At 72.1% G+C, this 18,279-nt stretch carries 16 protein-coding genes and 1 tRNA gene; 7 read left to right on the top strand and 10 right to left on the bottom strand.

All coding sequences use genetic code 11. The features are described from left to right. Positions 1 to 170: 170 nt before the first annotated feature. On the top strand, positions 171 to 1,259 hold the full coding sequence (locus tag ACFY1U_RS38415; RefSeq protein ID WP_390698682.1) for an LLM class flavin-dependent oxidoreductase: 1,089 nt from the start codon (positions 171 to 173) through the stop codon (positions 1,257 to 1,259). Here the strand turns inward: ACFY1U_RS38415 and ACFY1U_RS38410 are convergent. Further along, complete coding sequence (locus ACFY1U_RS38410; RefSeq protein ID WP_390698681.1) at positions 1,238 to 3,112, bottom strand: putative bifunctional diguanylate cyclase/phosphodiesterase; 1,875 nt, start codon at positions 3,110 to 3,112, stop codon at positions 1,238 to 1,240. The two genes, ACFY1U_RS38415 and ACFY1U_RS38410, sit on opposite strands and share 22 nt — an antisense overlap. A gap of 285 nt (positions 3,113 to 3,397) precedes the next feature. Between ACFY1U_RS38410 and ACFY1U_RS38405 the strand changes: the two genes are divergently transcribed. Continuing rightward, positions 3,398 to 4,708, top strand: a complete 1,311-nt coding sequence (locus ACFY1U_RS38405) for a M6 family metalloprotease domain-containing protein (protein ID WP_390698680.1) — start codon at positions 3,398 to 3,400, stop codon at positions 4,706 to 4,708. 292 nt (positions 4,709 to 5,000) lie between these two features. Here the strand turns inward: ACFY1U_RS38405 and ACFY1U_RS38400 are convergent. The 7 genes from ACFY1U_RS38400 to ACFY1U_RS38370 all read right to left on the bottom strand — a co-directional run bounded on the left by ACFY1U_RS38400 (position 5,001) and on the right by ACFY1U_RS38370 (position 11,408). Next, positions 5,001 to 5,074 (bottom strand) — tRNA-Lys (locus ACFY1U_RS38400). Next, positions 5,065 to 5,658 (bottom strand): bifunctional DNA primase/polymerase, encoded by a 594-nt coding sequence (locus ACFY1U_RS38395; RefSeq protein ID WP_390698679.1) that lies wholly within the window; start codon positions 5,656 to 5,658, stop codon positions 5,065 to 5,067. Before ACFY1U_RS38395 ends, ACFY1U_RS38400 begins: the two co-directional genes overlap by 10 nt. A gap of 121 nt (positions 5,659 to 5,779) precedes the next feature. Then, on the bottom strand, positions 5,780 to 6,145 hold the full coding sequence (locus ACFY1U_RS38390; protein ID WP_390698678.1) for a hypothetical protein: 366 nt from the start codon (positions 6,143 to 6,145) through the stop codon (positions 5,780 to 5,782). 314 nt (positions 6,146 to 6,459) lie between these two features. Further along, positions 6,460 to 7,797 (bottom strand): AAA domain-containing protein, encoded by a 1,338-nt coding sequence (locus ACFY1U_RS38385; RefSeq protein ID WP_390698677.1) that lies wholly within the window; start codon positions 7,795 to 7,797, stop codon positions 6,460 to 6,462. After that, entirely contained in the window at positions 7,794 to 9,383 is a 1,590-nt protein-coding gene (locus ACFY1U_RS38380; protein ID WP_390698676.1) for a hypothetical protein, read from the bottom strand. Before ACFY1U_RS38380 ends, ACFY1U_RS38385 begins: the two co-directional genes overlap by 4 nt. Then, positions 9,374 to 10,510 (bottom strand): hypothetical protein, encoded by a 1,137-nt coding sequence (locus ACFY1U_RS38375; protein WP_390698675.1) that lies wholly within the window; start codon positions 10,508 to 10,510, stop codon positions 9,374 to 9,376. The genes ACFY1U_RS38380 and ACFY1U_RS38375 overlap by 10 nt, the downstream gene beginning before the upstream one ends. After that, positions 10,461 to 11,408 carry a phosphatase PAP2 family protein gene (locus ACFY1U_RS38370; protein ID WP_390698674.1) on the bottom strand — a complete coding sequence of 316 codons (948 nt, stop codon included), beginning with the start codon at positions 11,406 to 11,408 and terminating at the stop codon, positions 10,461 to 10,463. The genes ACFY1U_RS38375 and ACFY1U_RS38370 overlap by 50 nt, the downstream gene beginning before the upstream one ends. 193 nt (positions 11,409 to 11,601) lie before the next feature. On the opposite strand from ACFY1U_RS38370, the gene ACFY1U_RS38365 reads away from it, so the two are divergent. Beyond that, on the top strand, positions 11,602 to 12,201 hold the full coding sequence (locus ACFY1U_RS38365) for a histidine phosphatase family protein (RefSeq protein WP_390698673.1): 600 nt from the start codon (positions 11,602 to 11,604) through the stop codon (positions 12,199 to 12,201). A 119-nt stretch (positions 12,202 to 12,320) separates the two neighbouring features. Here ACFY1U_RS38365 and ACFY1U_RS38360 read toward each other — a convergent pair whose 3' ends face one another. Beyond that, positions 12,321 to 13,787: a hypothetical protein gene (locus ACFY1U_RS38360; protein ID WP_390698672.1), complete on the bottom strand. Its 1,467-nt coding sequence runs from the start codon at positions 13,785 to 13,787 to the stop codon at positions 12,321 to 12,323. Between the two features lie 288 nt (positions 13,788 to 14,075). Here ACFY1U_RS38360 and ACFY1U_RS38355 point away from each other — a divergent pair, with 288 nt between their 5' ends. Continuing rightward, positions 14,076 to 14,507: a hypothetical protein gene (locus ACFY1U_RS38355; RefSeq protein ID WP_390698720.1), complete on the top strand. Its 432-nt coding sequence runs from the start codon at positions 14,076 to 14,078 to the stop codon at positions 14,505 to 14,507. Positions 14,508 to 14,567: 60 nt separating this feature from the next. Then, positions 14,568 to 15,437: a spermidine synthase gene (locus ACFY1U_RS38350; protein WP_390698671.1), complete on the top strand. Its 870-nt coding sequence runs from the start codon at positions 14,568 to 14,570 to the stop codon at positions 15,435 to 15,437. 39 nt (positions 15,438 to 15,476) lie between these two features. On the opposite strand, the gene ACFY1U_RS38345 is transcribed toward ACFY1U_RS38350, so the two are convergent. Then, positions 15,477 to 15,986 carry a hypothetical protein gene (locus ACFY1U_RS38345; protein ID WP_390698670.1) on the bottom strand — a complete coding sequence of 170 codons (510 nt, stop codon included), beginning with the start codon at positions 15,984 to 15,986 and terminating at the stop codon, positions 15,477 to 15,479. Between the two features lie 98 nt (positions 15,987 to 16,084). Between ACFY1U_RS38345 and ACFY1U_RS38340 the strand changes: the two genes are divergently transcribed. Beyond that, positions 16,085 to 16,789 carry a response regulator transcription factor gene (locus ACFY1U_RS38340; RefSeq protein ID WP_390698669.1) on the top strand — a complete coding sequence of 235 codons (705 nt, stop codon included), beginning with the start codon at positions 16,085 to 16,087 and terminating at the stop codon, positions 16,787 to 16,789. Further along, complete coding sequence (locus tag ACFY1U_RS38335) at positions 16,786 to 18,189, top strand: sensor histidine kinase (RefSeq protein ID WP_390698668.1); 1,404 nt, start codon at positions 16,786 to 16,788, stop codon at positions 18,187 to 18,189. The genes ACFY1U_RS38340 and ACFY1U_RS38335 overlap by 4 nt, the downstream gene beginning before the upstream one ends. Positions 18,190 to 18,279: the final 90 nt, after the last annotated feature.

Raw genomic sequence — 18,279 nt, 5'->3', positions numbered from 1 at the left:
CGATTTTTGCCGGGCGGGGCTTGGTCTTTCAGCCCGTCCGGCGTTTGAGGACGAGGCCGTTCAGGCCGAAAGCGGGGGTCTGGGGGCGGAGCCCCCAGGGAATAAAGCGGAGAGTGCCTCCTGTTACCCCGGCCAGGACAGCGCACGGCCGAAAACAGGAGGCATTCACCGTGACGGCAGACGAGATCCGGGGTATCGCTCAGGGCAGTGCGCCCGTGCCCCTCTCCGTACTGGACCTGGTGACCGTCGGTGCGGGGCGCACCGCGAGCGACGCGCTGCGGACCAGTGTCGCGCTGTCCCGTCTTGCGGAGTCCCGGGGCTTCCATCGGTACTGGGTGGCCGAGCACCACTCGATGCCGGGCGTGGCCTCCTCGTCGCCCGCCGTGATCCTCGCCCACCTCGCCGCCCACACCGAGCGGATTCGTCTCGGCTCCGGCGGTGTCATGCTGCCCAACCACGCGCCGCTCGTCATCGCCGAGCAGTTCGGCACGCTGGAGGCCATGGCGCCGGGCCGTATCGATCTCGGCCTCGGGCGCGCTCCCGGCACGGACGGCGCGACCGCCGCGGCGCTGCGCCGCACGGAACGCCTCCACGAGGGCGCCGACGACTTCCCCGAGCAGCTTGCCGAGCTCACCCGCTTCCTGGACGACGACTTCCCGGACGGCCACCGGTACCGCCGTATCCATGCTGTCCCTGGTCCCATCCAGGCGACCTCCCCCGGCGGTGTCCAGTCGCCCCACCGCCCCCCGATCTGGCTGCTCGGCTCCTCCGGCTTCAGCGCCCGCCTGGCGGGTGTCCTCGGCCTGCCCTTTGCCTTCGCGCACCACTTCTCCGCGCAGAACACGATCCCGGCGCTGGACCTGTACCGGGAGTCCTTCCGGCCGAGCGAGGTCCTGGACGCCCCCTACGCCCTCATCGGCGTCTCCGCCCTCGCCACCGACGACGAGAAGGAGGCCCGCCGCCAGGTCCTGGCCGCCTCCCTCAACATGGTCCGCCTGCGCACCGGCCGCCCCGGTCTCGTACCGACCCCCGAGGAGGCCGAGGCGTACGAATTCAGCCCGATGGAGCGGGAGTTCATCGACTCCTGGAACTCCAACGTCATCCACGGCACCCCGGACGAGGTCCGCAGCGGCCTCGACGACCTCCACAAGCGCACCGGCGCCGACGAGTTGATGATCACCTCCCACGCCCACAGCGGTGAGGTGCGGCTGCGCTCGTACGAACTCATCGCGGACGCCTACGGCTTGACGACCGCCTGACCCCCGGCCCGTGCGCTGTGCTCCTCGCCGGGCCCGAGCAGTTCGGAGATGCGATCCGGTGACACCGGCCGTGAATACAGCCACCCCTGGCCGGTGTCGCAGCCGATGCGCCGCAGGCGGGAGGCCTGTGCCGAGGTCTCCACGCACTCCGCGGTGACCGTGATGCCCAGGCGGTGGGCGAGTTGGATCATCGCCTCGACGACGACCTCGTCGGCCGGGTTCGGTGCGACGGCTCCCTCCTTGTCGCTCTCGTACTGGAAACCCCGTACGAAGGAGCCGTCCAACTTCAGGACCGACACCGGCAGTCGGCTGAGGTACGCCAGGTTCGAGTAGCCCGTGCCGAAGTCGTCGATCGCGATGCGGACGCCCATCCCGCTGAGGGCCTGGAGGGCTTGCAGGGGGCGGCCCGCCGAGCCCATCACCGCGGACTCCGTGAGTTCCAGCTGGAGCAGTTGGGGTGCGAGCCCGGTCTCGCCCAGGGTCTCGGCCACATCGGCCACCAGATCCGAGTCCCAGACCTGACGCACCGCCACATTGACGCTCACGAACAGCGGCGGCTCGTCCGGGTGGTCCACCTGCCAGCGGCGTGCCTGGCGGCAGGCGGTGCGCAGGATCCAGCGGCCCAGCGGCACGATCGAGCCGTCCTCCTCCGCCAATCCGATGAACCGATTCGGCGTCAGCATGCCGAACTGAGGATGGTTCCAACGGACGAGGGCCTCGACACCGCGCAGCCGCCCGTCCTCCATCCCCACCAACGGCTGGTATTCGAGAACGAATTCGTCGCGTTCAATGGCGGGGCGCAGAGTGGAGGCCAGGGCCTGGCGGGTCATGCGGTGGGCGTTGCGCTCCGGGTCGAAGAGCGTCCAGCGGGCCTTTCCGTCGGCCTTCGCCCAGTAGAGCGTGGTGTCGGCCGCCTGCATCAGGGCCGTCGCGGTGGTGTCCGCCGCCCGCCGCTCCACCACACCGATCGACGCCGACACCGACACCCGCTGACCGGCGAGGTCGAACGGCGCCTGCACCGCCTCCAGCACCGCCTCCGCCAGATCGGCGAGCTGCTCCGTGCCCGTCGAGTCCTCCACCAGCAGGGCGAACTCGTCGCCACCGAGTCTCGCCACCAGGGGAGCACTCGTTCTGCCGTAACCCGCCTCGTCGGCGCAGCGCGTGAGGCGTTCCGCGACGGCGGCCAGCAGCCGGTCGCCGACGCGATGGCCGAGCGTGTCGTTGACCGCCTTGAAGCCGTCCAGGTCGAGGTAGCACAGGCCGATCCGGCCCGTGCCGCTCTCCTCGTACGACTCCGCCTCCAGTGTGGCCGTCAGCCGCTCGAAGAACAGGGTGCGGTTGGGCAGCCGGGTCACCGGATCGTGCATCTGCAAGTGCCGTAGCCGGCCCTGGAGTTCACGATGCGCGCTGATGTCGGTGAGCGACATCAGAAGGCAGCCGTCCTGGCCGAGGGGTGTGACGGTGACCTGGATCCACATCGACTGTCCGTCGGGATGCTTCAGCCTGCGCGTGCAGTGCAACATGGCCTCGCGGCCGCGCAGCATCTCGCGGTAGGCGTGCCAGTTCCGTGCGTCGGACGCCAGGTCCACCAGGTCGGCTGCGATACGGCCGGTCAACTCGCCGGGCGGGCTGCCGAACAGGGCACCGAACCCGTCGTTGGCCCCGACCACCAGCCCCTCGCGGTCGACGACCGCCATGGCCAGAGGTGCGGCCGTGAAGACCGAGCGGTAGGGAGGCGACTCCGCACGAGCCGTCAGTGGCTCGGTACGAGGAGACGCATAGTCGTCACTCTCTGTTACAGCGCCCCGGTCGAGGTCTGCCGCGGGCGCCGGCCCTTCGGACGTTCCGCTCACCGCTCGCTCCCGCAGTGCACTCGATCTCTGTCCGTGCCGGAAAGTGTGCCGATCATAGAGGCAGACCCAAGGGCCTTCCACCCCACGTCCAGTGTCCCGGATCGAGCGGCACTTCTGACAGATCGTTTCTGCCCGCAGCTGGACGGGTTATTGGGGCAGCTGACCGGTTGTGACGTTCCGTGAGCGTTTCGGGGGTGTCGGCTCTGATCGGGCCTCTCGGCCGAGTCACTCTTCTGGGGCAGGCGAACAGGGCGTAATACGACAAACTGACACAGGCTGGGTGCGGTGTCCCGAGTACCGCCCCCGGAGGTCCCTGTGCCGTGTCAGTCCCCCCTCAAGCACGTCAGGGGTTCCCGACTGCGCAGCACCGCCGCCGTGTTCACGACCCTCTCGGCGCTCGCCGCGACCTCGCTGGTGACCGGGCCGTCGATCGCCGAACCCTTCTCGGCGGTGCCGTGTGCGCTGCAGCGCACCGACGCCCATCACTCGGAGGGGCTCGACACCTGGAACGCCGCATATCCGCGGCCGACCCGCGCGTTGAACGCCGTGATGATCTTCCTTTCCTTCCCGGACGCGGTCCCGCGGACGACGCCCGCCCAGTTGACCGCCGACCACTTCCCGGCCACCAGCCGCTACTTCGAGCGTGCCTCCTACGGCAGGTTCACCCTGTATCCGCATCCGCTGCGGCACTGGATCCGGATGCCGAAGCCGTCCACGGCGTACGCCATGAAGCGGGACTGGAACGCCGAGCACCGGGCCGCGTATCTGCACGACGCGCTCGCCGCCGCCGACCCGCAGGTCGACTTCTCCCGCTACGACATCGTGTACTTCGTCGCCGACCCGGACGCGCCCGGTGTGGACTCGGACGCGACGAAGGTCGTCAATCTGGACACCCCGCTCAGGGCGGACGGCACGGACATCCGCCGCGTCGTCACCGTCTTCGAGAAACACCCGCCGGACCGGCTCGTACTGGCTCACGAGACCGGACATGTCTTCGACCTGCCGGATCTGTACCACCGGCCTGACGACGGCAAGGGCGACTGGGACACCTATGTCGGGGACTGGGACCTGATGGGCAGCCAGTTCGGTCTGGCCCCGGATCTGTTCGGCTGGCACAAGTGGAAGCTGGGGTGGCTGGCGCCACGGCAGGTGGTGTGCGTGCGGGAGTCGGGCGTCACGCGGCTGACGCTGGAGCCGCTGGACGCCGTCGCGGGGGCTCAGGTCAGGGGCGCGGCCGGGCCGCCGGCCTTCGGACTCGGGCGCGGTGTGAAGCTCGCGGTGGTGCGTACCGGTCACGACAGCGTGCTCGCCTTCGAGGCACGCGGACCGCTCGGCAACGACACGGCGGCCTGCCGCTCGGGAATCCTCGTCTACCGGGTCCGCGGCGGCGCCCAGTCCGGCGGCGGCCCGATCCAGGTGATCGACGCCCACCCCCGCACAGAGGCGTGCTGGGAGAACTCCGTCTACCCCCCTCTCGCAGACGCCCCGGTCTCGTTGGGCGAAACCTTCGAGGTGCCGGGGGAGGGGATCCGGGTGGAGGTGGAGGGCCGAACGGTCTCGGGGGCCTGGACGGTGAAGATCACGGCCGGGGGCTGACTTCTCGCCCTCCGGCCGCGGCAGCAGGGTGGGTTCTTGAGCCTGGGGCGGTGGCCGGGCGGCCTCTGCGGTCTGCGGTCTCGGCGGCCGCCGGTGCAGTGGGTGTCGGCGGCGAAGCCCCGCACCGCGCGCGGCCGACCGGGGCTGGCTTCTTCGGCCTGGGGGCCGGGCAGCCGCCGGTGGAAGGGGGGTGTGGGTGGCGAAGCCCCCACAACGCGCGGCGAAGCCGCGCAAAAACAACGATGGCGAGACGGTTCGCGCTTTCCGCGAACACACCTCGCCATCGCCATCGTGCGCCGCCAGGGACTCGAACCCCGGACCCGCTGATTAAGAGTCAGCTGCTCTAACCAACTGAGCTAGCGGCGCCTGCTGACGTCGTAGACCTTAGCATCCTGATCGGCCGGGGGAAAAATCGATATCCGTACGGCTGCGCGGGCCGCCCGCACGGCCGCCCAGAGCAGGATCTCGGGGCCCGGCAGCCAGGGGTGGCGGGTGTCCGGGGCGACCAGCCAGCGGGAGTCGGGGGAGGTCGGCGGGGTGCTCGCGAGCAGGGGCGGGACGGTCACCGCGTCGCCGTTGCCATGGCACAGCAGCGGCGGGATCACTCCCGTGCGGCCGAACTCCTCCCAGCGCAGCAGCGAGGGCAGCCGCTGGGCCGTGCCGGGTGCGGCGAACAGCAGCATCCGGCCCCGGAATGTCGCCACCGGGCCGGAACCAGGCCCCTCGTCCCACAGCCGGTCGACCATCCGGCGCGCGAAGACCGCCGGCGCACTGACGATGTCGAAGGCCGTGCCGCACGGGAGTACCACCGGGGCGTCGGCGTGCTCCTTCCAGAGGGCGAGCGTGCTGCGCGGGTACGTCCCCGCCGAGGCGAGCCAGGCGGCTCCGTCCGCGGTGACGCCGCTGACGTCGTAGCGGTCGGAGAACGGATCGAAGCGTTCGCTGCTCATGACATCTATGTCTACCGGCTGTGAACGCACCGCTCCCCACGGTTGCCGGAAACCGGGACAGGTGGGAGAGAAGAGGAGTATCTTGCCCGCCTGGCATATGCCAAACCGAAGTGGGCCGTATTCACACCGGGTCGGCGGAGCCCCGCCCTTCGGCGCCGCTCATCAGGTCCCGCCCGTACTCGACCATCTTCTTGGCATAGTCCTCGGTCCACTCCGCGCGTTCCGCGATGTCCGCCGACGTCAGCCGGTCGAACCGCCGGGGGTCCGCCAGCTGCGCGGCAGCCATCGCCTGGAACTCCACCGCCCGGTCGGCCGCCGCGCGGAACGCCTGCGCGAGCTCCGTCGAGCGGGCCAGCAGCGCTCGCGGGTCGTCGATCGACTCCAGGTCGAAGAAGTGCTCAGGGTCGGAGGCCGCCTCCGCGGGCTCGAAGAGCAGGGGCGCGGGGCGTAGCCGCGGTTCGTTCCGACGCGGCGTGGGCTCCGCCATGTCTTCTCCTCCTCGTACGTCGCAATCGACCCGTCCAGTACCACCGGGCCACCGTCCATTGTCCCGCGACCGCGCAAGTGGGCCCGGAACCCCAGGTCCCTCAAGTCCTGAACGCCCTCCGATGTTCCCCGAGCCGCACCGGCACCATGCTCACGGCTGCCGGCTCACCCGGTGCTCCGCCAGTCGTGCCAGTACCGCGTGGTTCGCTTCCCAGCCGTCGGGGCTGTATCCCTTGGCCGCCTCCGGCGGCGTGCCGGCCGAAGGCCGGCGGATACGCGGTGCAGGGCTCGGCGCGAGGAGCTCGGCCTCCGGTGTCACGGCTGCCAGCTCACCCGGTGCTCCGCCAGCCGTGCCAGTACCGCGTGGTTCGCCTCCCAGCCGTCAGGGAACTTCACCAGCGTTCCCAGCTGCACCGGCTCCGTGGACGGGTAGTCGTCCAGGAGTTCGCTCACCCCCGCCCGGCAGATCACGATGCAGGCGTGGCGGTGGCGGGAGGCGAGGACGCACAGGCGGCCTGTTTCCAGGTGGAAGGCGGTGGCGTCGGGGCGGCCGGACAGGGGGTGGAGGACGACCGTGACGTCGTATTCGCGGCCCTGGAGACGGTTCGCCGTGTCGACGGTGACGTCCGCGACGCCCAGCTCAGCCAGTGCCGCGCGGACGGCCGCCGCCTGGTCGCGGTGGGCCGTGCCGACGGCGATCCGGTCCGGAGTCAGCGGCAGGGGCTCCTCGGGTGCACGCTCCGACGTGGCCGCGCCGCCCCGGTCCAGCAGCCGCCGTACGACGGTCGCGACCGCCCGCACTGCCTCGGGGTCGGTGCGCGGAGTGTGCCGGGCGGGCAGTTCCAGCAGGCCCCAGCCCGACTCGGCCGCCTCGTCGATCACCCGGTCGGGGCCGGAGCCGTCGGAGGGGACGGCGAAGGTGAGGCGGCGGTCGCCGTGGTCGGTGCCGCTGCGGAAGGGGGTGAAGGGGTAGAAGGCGTCCGAGACCAGGGGGGCCGCGGAGGCCGGGAGCCGCCACGACACCGGCAGGCGGTGCTGCGGCAGTTCGGGGTTGTGGGCCAGAAGGGTGGTCACGGCGGAGGCCGAGGGGTCGTACGACAGGCCCGCCCACTGCTCGCTGCCCACGATGGAGAAGGGGTCGAGCTGACCCGGGTCGCCCACGAACAGCGCCCGCTCGAAGAGTCCCGCCACGGCGAGCAGCGCGTCCGAGCGCATCTGGTACGCCTCGTCCACGATCGCGTGCCGCCACGGCTCGTCGACCTTCACATGCGCCCACTTCGCGGCCGTGGAGATGACGACCGAGAGGCCGGCCAGCTCGCCCGCCTTCGCCGACTTGCGGACGTTCGGCAGGTCGTCGAGCGCCTTGTCGTAGGGATCGGTGTCGCTGCTGTGGAGACGGCCGACGGGGAGCTCCCGGTTCTTCTCCGCGAGCCGCAGCACGAGATCGTCGACCTGGGCGTTCGTCTGGGCGACGATCATCAACGGGCGCCCCGCGTCGGCCAGTTCGAGGGCCGCGCGGACGACGAGCGTGGACTTTCCGGCGCCGGGAGGGGAGTCGACGACCACACCCCGGTGCGTGCCGTGCAGGGTGTCGCGGAGGATGGCGTCGGTGGCCTCGGCGGCCAGCGCGCCGGGGTCGAAGGCGCTGGTCACAGGACGTCCTCCGCGGTCAGGGGATCGGCGGCCTCCGCGGCGGCCTCGCCCGGCGGCCCGCCGTGCGTCCACGGAGTGTCCTCCGGGTCGGGCAGCTTCGGGCCGCCCCGCTGCTCGTGCTCGAAGAGGGTGAAGCAGAGCCGGTCGCCCTTCTCGGGCACCGAGCCGGCCTCGGGCTCCTTGCCGCGGCCCATCTTGTCGAGGACACGCAGCACGAGCAGATCCTCCGCCTCCCGCCCGACGAACTCCGCCGCCTGCGGCTTGCCGCCCAGCGAGCGGTACACCTTGACCCGATCGCCCAGGTGCGGACGGTCCTCCGTCCGCACGGTGACCAGCGGGCGCGGGCTCGGCCGCCTGCCCTCGCTGTACGCCATCACGACGTCCGTCACCTCCCCGGCGAACGCCTCCCCGGACAGCCGCCGGCCCGCCATCACCAGCGGATCGTCGAGCGCCTCCTGGGCCTCAAGACGGGCCTGTTCGCGCTCGCGTGCGGCCAGCTTGTTGGCGGCGGTGACCGCGTCGTCGCGGCGCGGCTGCGGCGGCTCGCCCGCGACGATCCGGTCGCGGTGGCCGGTGAACGACCAGCGGTCGCGCGTCCACCGCTCCTCGACATGCGCCCCGTCGGGCAGCGCCCGCAGCAGGTCGAGGCCCTGCCACACCTTCTCCCAGGTGGGCAGGGTCCGGCTCAGCACCAGCTCGCGGATCTCCCGCTCCGCGGCGGTGAGTTCACCGAGCCGGTCGTCCGCCTGCAGCCCGTCCTCGGCGGCCGCGAGGGCGGTACGCGCGCGGTCGTAGCGCTCGATCGCCGGTGCGAGCAGCTTGTTGTCGAACGCCGGGTCGGTGGCCGGTCCGGCGGGCGGGCAGAGCAGCTGGCCCTTGGCGTCGCGGGCCAGCTCGGCGTGCAGGGCGGCCTCGGCGCCCGTCGAGCCCTCCGGGGGGTCGATCCAGGCGAGCAGGGCACCCAGGTGCTGGTTCTCCAGGGTGGACTGCCCGGTCGCCCAGTGCAGGGCCAGGACGTCCGTCATCGCTAGCAGGAGGCAGGAGCCGGGGACGCGGGCGCGCTCCCCGAAGTGCGTCAGCCAGCGGCCGAGCAGCGGCACGCGCGGTGGCGCGGGATGGGGGGTCTCCGGGTCCTGTTCCGCCGTACGCCTGAAGCGCATGGAGCGGCCCAGCAGCCGTACGAACTCGACGCCGACGCGGCTCGGCACGATCAGCTGCGGGGCGTCCGCGCACAGTTCGACCTCGACTTTGACCCGCTTGCCGGTCTCCGGATCGGTCTCGTTGCGCTCGGCGGCCTCCACGTCCTGTGCGTACGCGTCGAGATACGGCAGGACGACGTCGGCCAGCTCGGCCAGGAACGCGAACCTGAGGTCGCGGTCGCGCGGCTGGGGTACGGCCAGCAGGCGCGGCGCGTCCCGGTCGGTGCCCACGAGCGCGCCGAGCGGGGCGCCTGCCTCGCCCGCTGTGGTGAGCGGCACGAAGACGAGCGGCCGCTCGGACAGATGCCGGTGCCGGACGGTGGCGGCGGGCTGGGCGCGGCCGGTGCGTACCGCCTCCAGGCGGGCGAGGGTGGAGATCAGTGACACGGGGTGACCTCCTGACCGAGGGGAGCGAGGGCTTCGGCACGCAGGTGCGCCGCCCTCCGCAGCGCCGCCACCGCCGGGTCGTCCGGGTCGCCGCTCTCGCCGCGGGCCGCCGACAGGACCTCCTCGACCGTCGTCAGGCCGCCCAGTTCGGCGCGGACGGAGCGGCCCAGGGAGGTCACCGCGCCGGCCGCGCGGGAGCGGTCGCGGCAGTGGAAGGCCAGCTCACAGGCGGACAGACACTCGGGTGCGTACGTCGCCGGGACCGACTCCACGGCCGAGGTCAGCTCGGCGGCGGGCAGCTCCGGGGAGAAGCAGGTGCCCTCGGGGAGCGTGTCGGCGATGTCCTCGATACGGGTGAGCCGGGCCAGCTGGCGGCCGGTGACCGCGCGCTGCTTGCGCACGTCGACGGCCGAGGCGGTGGGGAGGTTGGAGAAGTCCCTGGGGCAGACGAGGAGGATCCGGTGCCGTACCTCGGGGGCGGGGTCGAGGCGGGCGGCGACCTCTTCCAGGGCGAGGACGTACACCGCCGCCTGGCGTGCCGCCGCGCCCACCTTCGCCGGGTCCGCGCTGCCGTCCAGCATCGGGAAGGACTTGATCTCCACGACCGTCCAGCTGCCGTCGGGGTGCACCACCACGGCGTCCGGCTCCAGGAACGCGGGGGAGCCCGCCACGTCGAGCGCGAGCATCGGGTGGTCGAGGAGCGCCCAGCCGGCGGCCGTCGTGGCCTCGCGCAGCGCCAGCGCGGTACGGGCCGCGCGGCCCTCGGGGCCGGTCGCGGTGAGGTCCGGCACCTGCGCGTCGGCGGGCGGCTCGGCGCGCCGGTCCAGCTTCTCGTGCACCAGCCTGAGCAGCTCCGCGCCGCCATCCGCCTTGACCTTCGCCTCGAACGCGTTGCCCCGGGTGAACGCGAACTGCGACTGCCCGAAGACCGAAGGGGAACCCAGGGCGCTCGCCACCGCCGCCTTGTTCACCCCGGCGCCGTCCAGGATCGCGCGCCGTCTGCACCCGGGGTTGGCGGCGAGGGCGGCCAGGGCGCGCGCGTCCAGCGCCTTGGCCGGTACGTCGGGCCCGCGCAGCTCAGCGAGCCGCTGCCGGAGCGCCTTCCCCCGCGTCCGTGGGAGAGGCACCCGGCTCGGCTCCGGATCCGGTCCGGGACTCGCGCTGCCGTGGAATTCGCTCACCCGCGGAAGTCTGGCATCCGCCACTGACAATTGAGGAACCTGCGACCTGAGCGCCCCCTGCGCCGAGGGACAGCCGCTCCCTGATCCCGTCCGCGCCCCGCATGACGTACGGCGTCAGGACCAGTCCGACGCCCATCACGGCCGCACCCGCGACGGCGTCGAGGAAGTAGTGGTTCGCGGTGCCCATGACCACGATCGTGGTGAGCAACGGGTAGGCGACGGCGGCGGCCTTCGTCGTACGCGTCCTGCCATAGCGCCACAGCATGACCCCGCACCACAGCGCCCAGCCCACATGCAGGCTCGGCATGGCCGCGTACTGGTTCGTCATCCCTCCGAGGCCACGCGGGGCGCTGGCCTCGCCGCCCCACCAGCCGTACGAGCTGTACTGGGCCATCGTGTCGACGAAGCCGTGGCCCGCGGAGAGCAGGCGCGGCGGGCAGGTCGGCAGCAGGGTGAAGCCGATCAGACCGATGAAGGTGGACGTCATCAGCCAGGTGCGGGCCGCGCGGTAGTGCACGGCGCGCGACCTGAACAGCCAGACCAGGATCGCCGGTGTGACCAGGTAGTGCAGCGACGCGTACCAGAAGTCCGCCGGTACGCCGAGCCATGCCTCGCGCGTGAACAGCCGGTTGAGCGGGTGCTCGGCGTTGATGTGCAGGAACTTCTCGATGTGCAGGATCGTCACGCCGTGGTCGACGGCGCTCGAGGTGTCACCGCGGGCGAGGAGGCGGCCGGCCGAGTAGCAGGCGTACACCAGCAGGATCAGCGGCACCTCGGTCCACCAGCGCAGACGGGTTTGCGGGGTCGCTGCCTCGATGCCCGGTGTCGTCTCGGTCCTCGGCATCCGATCGCCTCCCCCTTCGTTCTCGCGCGGCGCCCGGCGGGCCGGTCGTGCCACTTTACGGCGTACGTGCGCACCCGCTTCGGGCGCCCCGGCCCTCAAAGACGCAGAGATCGCCCCCCGGGTTGCCCGCCCCGAGGGTGCGCGATGATGGACTGGTTCCGCCTGCGATTTCTCCCGGAAGGCCTCTCAGCTCATGGCACCGCGCATTCTGCTGGCCCGGCACGGACAGACCGCGTGGTCGCTGTCCGGCAAGCACACCGGCAGGACCGACGTGCCGCTCCTGGAGGAGGGCCGGCGTGGCGCCAAGCTGCTCGGCGAGCGGCTGCACCGGGGGCCGTTCGACGGGCTTCCCGGGGTTGCCGTCCGCACCAGTCCGCTGGCACGCGCGCGTGAGACGTGCGAGCTTGCCGGTTTCGGGGAGCGGGCGGCCGTGTGGGACACGCTGATGGAGTGGGACTACGGGGCGTACGAAGGGATGACGCCCGAGGAGATTCAGGCCGTGCGGCCGGGATGGTTGATCTGGCGGGACGGGGTGCCGGAGGGGGAGTCGCTCGCCGAGGTGGCCTCCCGGGCGGATGAGGTGGTGGCGTGGGCGCGGGCTGAGGACAGGGATGTGCTGGTGTTTGCCCACGGGCACATCTTGCGGTCCATCGGGGCTCGGTGGTTGGGGTTGCCGTTGGATTTCGCCGCGCGGATTCGGTTGAACCCGACGTCACTGTCGGTGCTGGGGTGGGCTTATGGAGAGCCGGCCATTGAGAGCTGGAACGACTTGGGGCATCTGACCGGGGTGTGAGCTGTGCCCGGGGGGCGGTGCTGACGGGCGGGGGGTTCGCTCACCGGCGCTTGCCGGGTGCCGCTCTCTTTGGGACGGGTGCCGCCCTTAGCGGCACGATTGCCCGCAGCTATGCGCAGCTACGGCGTTCGGGGCTGGCTTGCGTGACGCTCCAGAAACTCCGACACCCCCGACGCCCGGCGGTGGGGCAGTAGCACTCTCGCCGTTCCCGCCAGCATCGTCTGGACCCGGGACGACTGGACCTGGTCCAGGAGGTCCAGTACTCGCATGCCGGCCGTTGCCGCCTCGTCCGGGCGGCCGCCTCTGGCCAGGTCGTCCGCCAGTTCCGCCGTGTACAGGGCGATGTTGCGGGTGAAGTGCGGGTTCTGGAGCCGGGCCGCGCGGCGGGCGTGGCGTGCGGCGCGCGGCCAGTCGCCCAGCGTCGACCAGCACTGCGCCTCCAGGCCCTCCAGTTCGGCCTCCCCGTAGAAGCTCATCCACTCGGGGTCGGCGTCCGAGGGGCCTCGCTCGAAAAGGGTCTGCGCGCGGACGAGCGCCTGCTCGCAGGCGGTGCGGTCGGCGAGCCCCGCCCAGCCGCCCGCCTCGCGCAGCGCGAGCAGCGACATCAGGCGGGCGGAGCCCAGGGGGCGCGCGACGCGTTGTGCGGCCTGCGCGGCCCGGACCGCCTCGCGCGGGCGTCCGGCGTCGCGCGCGAGGAACGCCGTGTTGCAGAAGGCGTGCGCCTCCAGGGCGTCGTCGCCGGTCATCCGGGCGGTCGCGAGCGCCTCCGCGTAGTGCGAACGCGCATCGTCGAACCGCCCCGAGTCGTGCGCCAGCCAGCCCACGGAGATGGCGAGTTCACCGGCACCCGAGTGGAGACGGTCGGCCGTCGTCTGCCGGGTCGCCCCGGCGTCCAGGAGCGCATAGGCGGCGCGCAACGGAGCCGACGCGCGCCGGTAGAGCCCGTCCGCGCCGTGCCGGTCGTCGAGCAGCCGGATTCTGCGGACGGCTTCTTCGAGCGCGTACGCGTCGTTCGCGCCGGGGCGGCGGACGGGACGTCCCGCTGCCGCGGCGTCGAAGGCGAGCCCGATCGGGCCCAGCGAGGCGGCGGCCACCGTGGCGCCACCGCCGGTCATGAATGCGCGACGCAGCACGTCGCTCTCCTCGTAGTTCTCGTGAAGCGCATGGCTCTCGTGATGTCCATGCGGGTCGTAAGGGACTTGCGGGTGGTAAGGGACCTGCGGGTCCGGGTCGTCCTGCCTCTCATACGGCTCGTACGCCCCCGGTGTCTCACCGGTGGTGTGCGCCCGGCGTCCGCGCACGGACGAGCGGGGCGCGAAGCCCAGGTCGGTGAGAGTGCGGCCGGGGAACATGTGCAGGAACACCCGTTCGTATGCGTAGTTGGGGCAGCGGATCTCGCCCGCCTCGACCCGGCCGATGTAGCGCGCGTCGCAGCTGACCCGCTCCCCGATCTCGCGCGCGGCCCGGCGCACCGCGGCGGCGAACTCGGCCGGCGAGCGCTGTCCGCGCAACTGCCGGAAGACGAGGTTCGGCCGCGGTGGCCTGGGGGGCGTGGGCTGGGACGAGGTCAACTGTGACGACGCCATGGCCGGGTCCTCTCGTGCGAACCGTCGAACCATGCCGGATTCAGGGTGGGTTGTCCGTGTGGAGCCCTGTCTCCAGCGGGGAAGAACGTACCTGCTGTGCCGGACTGCTCACGCTGTGTTTGGCTACAAACCGGATATCTCATACGGGATCTGCCATGAACTGCCATCCTTTGTGGCTCACTTCCGCCGTAGCCGTTGACGCGTGCGCCGCGTTGAACCCTGCGGACCGGGAGCCGCCCGACTCCCGACCCGCTTCGTTCAAGGAGGGGTTCCGTGGTGGAGGCCGGGATGGAGACCAGCCAGAGCGTCGTTCCTCGTACGCCGCCCGCGACCGTGGCACACGCCCCGGGGCGCGGCGAGCCGCCCCTCCCCGACGGCGCGTGCGACCTCGTCACCGTGCCCACCCGGCAGGGGCTGGAGGCCGTCGACATCCTGCGGCGCGGCGCGGGCGACGCGGTCGGCCCCGTCCTGCACGACGACGACTGCAACACCCTGGGATTCGTGGTGCCGCCCGGCACGGCCGCCGCCTGGGACGTTCCGGGCAGCACCTGTACGGAGACCGACGGCCGCGGTCTGAGACTGAACCCCGAGCCTCCCGTGGAGGGCTCGGACTGGCTGCTCCCGCCCGGCGAGGCCGACCTCGCGACCGACCCGGCGGTGCTGCGCGCCGCCCTGGGCGAGGCGGCACGGATCATCGAGGCCGCGGACAACTGCCGCTGACCTGGTTGCTCGTGCCACCCCGCGCAGGCGTGGCCGCCCAGCGCTGCCGATAATGGCGCAATGGGAAAGTCCAGGAACCCCCGGCGCGCAGGCGGCGGCGCCGAGGCGGTCGTCGAGGCCGTCGACGGCGGGCTCGCCGAGCTGATGCCCGACCGGGACCGGGCGCGGGCCTGGACGCTGCTGATCGACGGGGCGCCGCAGTCGCACGTCGATCTCGACGACCCCTCCTACCTCTCCTTCGAGTACCAGCGCCGGCTCGGGCATGTCATCGATCTCGTCGCGCCGGCCGGGAAGCCCGTGCACGTCGTGCACCTCGGCGGCGGAGCCCTCACCCTCGCCCGCTATGTCGCCGCCACCCGCCCCCGCTCCACCCAGCAGGCCGTCGAGCGGGACGCCGCGCTCGTCCAACTGGTCCGCCGAGAGCTGCCGTTGGACCCGAACGCCCGGATCAGGGTGCGTTCCGTGGATGCCCGTAAAGGGCTCGCCAAGGCGCCCGACGGCTGGGCCGACCTCGTCATCGCCGATGTGTTCAGCGGTGCCCGCACCCCGGCCCACCTCACCTCGACCGAGTTCCTCGACGACGTGCGCCGGGTGCTGAAGCCGGGCGGCTGTTACGCCGCCAACGTCGCCGACGGTCCGCCGCTCGCCCACCTCCGCGGCCAGATCGCCACCGCGGCCGCCCGTTTCCCCGAACTCGCGCTGGTCGCCGACCCGACCGTGCTGCGCGGCAAGCGCTTCGGCAACGCGGTCCTCGTCGCCTCCGACGCCCCGCTGCCGATCGCGGAACTGACCCGCCGGGCCGCCTCCGACCCACACCCCGGCCGCGTCGAACACGGCCGCGCACTCCTCGACTTCACCGGTGGGGCGACCCCGGTGACGGACGAGGCGGCGGTCGCCTCTCCGGCGCCGCCGCCCTCCGTGTTCCGTTGACCAGTAGTTCCCGCCAGTAGTTCCCGCTGGAAGTTCTCGCTAGTAGTTCCCGATCTCCACATGCGGCGGCCCGTCGTGCCAGGTACAGATCACCGAGACCTTGTTCGTGCCCGAGGTGAACTCCACCCGGATCCAGGTCTCCGTCTTCCACGTCTGCATCGACCAGCCGGTGTCCGGAGTCGCCATGACGAGCGTCGCCGCGGTCCTGCCGAGGTCGAAGACCACCCGCCCGCCGTCCGTGTCGTAGCTCTTGACCTGGCCGGATGCGGTGGGCGTCGGGGTGGGGCTCGATGTCGGCGTCGTCGATGGCGTGGGCGCCGGGGAGGGCCCCCGCGACGCGCCCTTCGACGGTGACGGCGACGGCCGCTTCGTCGACGACGCCAGCGGCTTCGAGTCCTGTGTGGTGGCGTCCGCCGCCGTGATCGGCAGGGCGCGCGGCGGGTCGTACGCCGTGCCCGCCATCACCGTGTGGACACCCCACCACGACAGCGTGACCGCCGCGCCCGTGGCGAGCGACCAAGCCAGTACGTGTATGAGTCCTCTGCGCATCGCGGGCCATACTGCCTCACGCGTCCCACCAGCCGCACACGCTCAGAGTTATCCACAGGCCCCGATACGGCCCGCCCGCATGGCGTACGGTGCCGCGCATGGCAAGTGTGCTCGTGGTCGAGGACGACCAGTTCGTACGCTCGGCGCTGATCCGGCACCTGACCGATGCCGCGCACACCGTGCGCAGTGTCGGGACGGCGCTGGAGGCGCTGCGCGAGGTCGCCCATTTCCGTTTCGACGTGGTGATTCTGGACCTGGGACTGCCCGACCTGGACGGGTCCGAGGCCCTGAAGATGCTGCGTGGCATCACTGACGTACCTGTGATCATCGCCACCGCGCGGGACGACGAGACGGAGATCGTCCGCCTGCTCAACGCGGGCGCCGACGACTACCTGACCAAGCCGTTCTCCGTCGAGCACCTGTCCGCGCGGATGTCCGCGGTCCTGCGACGGTCCCGGTCCGCCCCCTCGGACGCCACGCCCTCCACCGTCCTGCGGGTCGGCGGCCTCACCGTCGACCCGCTGCGCCGCCAGGCCGAACTGGACGGTGTCCGCCTCGACCTCACCCGCCGCGAGTTCGACCTGCTCGCCTTCCTCGCCGGCCGGCCGGGCGTCGTCGTACCCCGCAAGGAACTCCTCGCCGAGGTGTGGCAGCAGTCGTACGGCGACGACCAGACCATCGACGTCCATCTGTCCTGGCTGCGGCGGAAGCTGGGCGAGACGGCGGCGCAGCCCCGCTATCTGCACACGCTCCGGGGCGTCGGCGTGAAGCTGGAGCCGCCGGGTGGGGAGCCGCCGCGATGAGATGGGCACTGGTCAAGGTCTGTCTGGCGGTCACCGCCATGGTCGTGGTCGCCTTCGCGGTGCCGCTCGGGCTCGTCATCAAGGAGATGGCCCGGGACCGCGCGTTCTCCAACGCCGAGCGCCAGGCGGCCGCGGTCGCCCCGGCGCTGTCCATCACCACCGAGCGCGACCAGCTGGAGCGCGTCGTCGCCTCCGCGGGCTCGGACTCCGGGATGGCCGTGCACATACCGGCGGCCGCCGGACAGTCCGCCGTCGACATCGGGCGGCAGCGCGCCGCCGGCGAGGACATCGCGACCGTGCGCAAGCTGGGCCGCGCCTCCACCACCGCGGTCTCCGGCGGCTCCACCCTGCTCCAGCCCGTCGCGCTGAGCACCGGTGCGATAGCCGTCGTCGAGGTGTACGTCCCCGAGTCCGAGGTCAGCAACGGCGTCGGTACGGCGTGGGCGGTGCTCGCCGGTGTCGGGATCGCCCTGATCGTCGGATCCGTGGCGGTCGCCGACCGGCTGGGCGTACGGATGGTGCAGCCCGCGCAGAAGCTGGTCGAGGGCGCGCACGAGCTGGGGCAGGGGAAACTGGGGGCGCGGGTGCCGGAGGAAGGGCCGACCGAACTGCGGCTCGCGGCGGTCGCGTTCAACTCCATGGCCGACCAGGTCGTACAACTCCTGGCGAACGAGCGGGAGTTGGCGGCGGATCTGTCCCACCGGCTGCGCACCCCGCTGACCGTGCTGCGGCTGAACGCGGCCTCGCTCGGGGAAGGACCGGCCGCCGAGCAGACCCGGGCCGCCGTCGCCCAGCTGGAGCGGGAGGTCGACACCATCATCCGCACCGCCCGGGACGCCAAGCCGCAGACCGCGGCCGCCGGTCCCGGTGCCGGATGCGACGCGGCCGAGGTGGTCCGCGAACGGATGGCGTTCTGGTCGGCGCTCGCCGAGGACGAGGGCCGCAAGTGGCGGATGGCCGGCGCCGACCGGCCGGTGCGCATACCCGTGGCCCGGGCGGACCTCGCGGCCGCGCTGGACGCCCTGCTCGGCAATGTGTTCCGGCACACCGCCGAGGGCACGGCCTTCGCGGTCGACCTGCACAACGGCGAGGACGCGGTGATCGTGCTGGTGTCCGACGCCGGTCCCGGGATCCCGGACCCCGAGGCCGCCATGGCGCGCGGGCGGGGCTCCGGCAGTGACGGATCCACCGGACTCGGCCTGGACATCGTGCGCCGGCTCGCCGAATCGACCGGCGGTGACGTGCGGATCGGGTCCTCGGTCCTCGGCGGGACCGAGGTGCGGATCTGGATCCAGCTGGACGGGCGGGAGCGGACGCCCGGACGGGGCCACCGCTCCGTACGGCGACGCAGACAGAGGAAATTGGTCTCTACCTTTAACCGTCCCCGATCCCTTCCTTAAGCGCACCCTAAGATCCTCAACCCCCGTCCGGATCAGGCACTTTGCCCGATTCAGGCTCGCTAGCGTGCTGCCGCACCCGACCCCCGAACC

The sequence above is a fragment of the Streptomyces sp. NPDC001351 genome, from assembly GCF_042896045.1.
Taxonomy (GTDB): domain Bacteria; phylum Actinomycetota; class Actinomycetes; order Streptomycetales; family Streptomycetaceae; genus Streptomyces.
Note: the sequence above shows the minus strand (reverse complement) of the source record. Positions and strands in the feature narration are given on the sequence as shown.

Coding starts and splice junctions, on each gene's coding strand:
- ACFY1U_RS38395 (WP_390698679.1), bottom strand. CDS start 5,658: ATGAGCAGCGAACGCTTCGATCCGTTCTCCGACCGCTACGACGTCAGC.
- ACFY1U_RS38390 (WP_390698678.1), bottom strand. CDS start 6,145: ATGGCGGAGCCCACGCCGCGTCGGAACGAACCGCGGCTACGCCCCGCG.
- ACFY1U_RS38370 (WP_390698674.1), bottom strand. CDS start 11,408: ATGCCGAGGACCGAGACGACACCGGGCATCGAGGCAGCGACCCCGCAA.
- ACFY1U_RS38365 (WP_390698673.1), top strand. CDS start 11,602: ATGGCACCGCGCATTCTGCTGGCCCGGCACGGACAGACCGCGTGGTCG.
- ACFY1U_RS38360 (WP_390698672.1), bottom strand. CDS start 13,787: ATGGCGTCGTCACAGTTGACCTCGTCCCAGCCCACGCCCCCCAGGCCA.
- ACFY1U_RS38355 (WP_390698720.1), top strand. CDS start 14,076: ATGGAGACCAGCCAGAGCGTCGTTCCTCGTACGCCGCCCGCGACCGTG.
- ACFY1U_RS38350 (WP_390698671.1), top strand. CDS start 14,568: ATGGGAAAGTCCAGGAACCCCCGGCGCGCAGGCGGCGGCGCCGAGGCG.
- ACFY1U_RS38345 (WP_390698670.1), bottom strand. CDS start 15,986: ATGCGCAGAGGACTCATACACGTACTGGCTTGGTCGCTCGCCACGGGC.
- ACFY1U_RS38340 (WP_390698669.1), top strand. CDS start 16,085: ATGGCAAGTGTGCTCGTGGTCGAGGACGACCAGTTCGTACGCTCGGCG.
- ACFY1U_RS38335 (WP_390698668.1), top strand. CDS start 16,786: ATGAGATGGGCACTGGTCAAGGTCTGTCTGGCGGTCACCGCCATGGTC.